Genomic DNA, 1859 nt, shown 5'->3' on the forward strand with positions numbered 1-1859 from the left:
CCCCCATCGCCGCCGAGCCCGTCGCTGACGCCCTGGGCGGAGCTGCGGCGGCCGGTCCCCCGGCGTCTGCCATTCCCCCGGCAGCCGCACCGGGAGCAACCCCCGCCACTCCCGCCAGCCTGGCGATCACCACCACCGGCCCCGACGCCCAGCAGCTCGAGATGGAGCTGGCCGCCGCCCGGAATGAGCTGAAGGCCCTGCACGAGATGCTGGAGGACCTTCCCGAGATCTTCGAGCGCAAGTTCCAGCAGCGCCTGGCCACAGTGATGGAGCACCAGAAGCACCTCCTTGCCGACAACCAGGCCCTGAGGGACCGGCTCTACAGCCTCAACCCCGCCGCGGTCGACGGTCCTCCGCCGGGATCAGGCCGCCCCCAGCCCCTGCTGGTGCCGACGGTGGCCAGGAAACAGGGCTGGGGGCAGTCCCTGAAGCGGGCCTTGCGCCTGGGCGGCCCGGACGCCGCCAGCCGCTCAGTCGCCACGACGACGGGCAGCCCATAACCGCGTCGGCATCCCCCACACGTAAATGAATCCCTCGGCGGCCCGGTGGTCGAAGAGGTCCTCGGCGCCGTAGGTGGCCATGTCGGGCACGTAGAGGCTGTCGCTGGCGCTGGAGCGACCCACCACGGTGGCGCTGCCCTTCTGGAGCCGGATCCGCACCTGGCCGTTGACCGTGGCCTGGGTGCGGTCGAGGAAGCCGTCGAGGGCGTCCTTGAGGGGTCCGAACCAGAGGCCCTGATACACCAGATCCGCCCAGCTCATCTCGATCTGGCGCTTGTAGCGGAGCACGTCGGCGGCCAGGGTGAGGCTCTCCAGCTCCTGGTGGGCGCGGATCAGCAGCAGCAAGCCCGGGGTCTCGTAGATCTCCCGGCTCTTGATGCCCACCACCCGGTTCTCGATCATGTCGAGACGGCCGAAGCCATTGGCCCCCGCCAGGGCATTGGCCCGGCGGATCAGGGCCACCGGATCGAGGCGCTCGCCGTCGATGGCCACGGGGTCGCCCTGCTCGAAGGCGATCTCCACCACCTGGCCCTCGGCCGGGGCCTCCGCCACCGACCGGGTCATGGCGAAGACCTCCTCCGGCGGCTCCACCATCGGATCCTCCAGGGGGCCGGCCTCGATGCTGCGGCCCAGCAGGTTGAGGTCGATCGAGTAGGGGGACTTCTTGCTCACCGGCGCCGGGATGTCGCAGCGCTCGCCGTAGGCGATCGTCTCCTCCCGGCTCATGCCCCACTCCCGGGCCGGGGCCAGCACCTTGAGGTCGGGAGCCAGGGCGCCGATGGCGACGTCGAAGCGCACCTGGTCGTTGCCCTTGCCGGTGCAGCCGTGGGCCACGGCATCGGCCCCCACCTCGCGGGCCACCTCGACGAGACGGCGGGCGATGAGGGGGCGGGCCAGGGCGGTGGAGAGGGGGTAGCGCCCTTCGTAGAGGGCATTGGCGCGGATGGCCGGGAAGGCGAACTCGCGGATGAAGGGTTCGATCAGGTCGTCCACCAGCGACCGGCTGGCGCCGGCCGCCAGGGCCTTGAGACGGATCGGCTCGAGCTCATCCCCCTGGCCGAGGTCGGCGGCGAAGGTGATCACCTCCTTCACCCCCCACTCGCGCATCAGGTAGGGAATGCAGACGCTGGTGTCGACACCACCGGAATAGGCGAGCACCACCCGCTCGGCACGCGGCGTGCCCACGGGCGGCTCCGCGCCCGCCCCCTGCTGCCCCAACGTCGCCATCCGTGCCGCTCCTGCGCTGTGGCGCCCGATTCTGGCGCCTGGGGGTCATTCTCCCCCCTGGTCCGCCGGCGGCAGCCGCCAGCGCAGCAGCACCACCAGGGCCAGCAGCAGGGGCGGCCCCAGCACCAGGGC

Annotated in this window: 2 protein-coding genes; one reads left to right on the forward strand and one right to left on the reverse strand. The window is 71.8% G+C overall.

Annotation, left to right across the window (positions count from 1 at the left end):
• Positions 1–500 (forward strand): hypothetical protein (locus VB737_RS16550; RefSeq protein WP_500314571.1); only part of this gene is annotated, 500 nt, incomplete at its 5' end.
• Here VB737_RS16550 and VB737_RS16555 read toward each other — a convergent pair.
• On the reverse strand, positions 471–1727 hold the full coding sequence (locus VB737_RS16555; protein ID WP_500314573.1) for an argininosuccinate synthase: 1257 nt from the start codon (positions 1725–1727) through the stop codon (positions 471–473). The genes VB737_RS16550 and VB737_RS16555 overlap by 30 nt on opposite strands.
• Positions 1728–1859 lie beyond the last annotated feature (132 nt).

This window comes from Synechococcus sp. BA-120 BA3, from assembly GCF_034931285.1.
GTDB lineage: Bacteria > Cyanobacteriota > Cyanobacteriia > PCC-6307 > Cyanobiaceae > Cyanobium.

What these genes read in the sequence shown, in the direction of transcription:
- VB737_RS16555 (WP_500314573.1), bottom strand. Translation starts at nt 1,727, where the DNA reads ATGGCGACGTTGGGGCAGCAGGGGGCGGGCGCGGAGCCGCCCGTGGGC.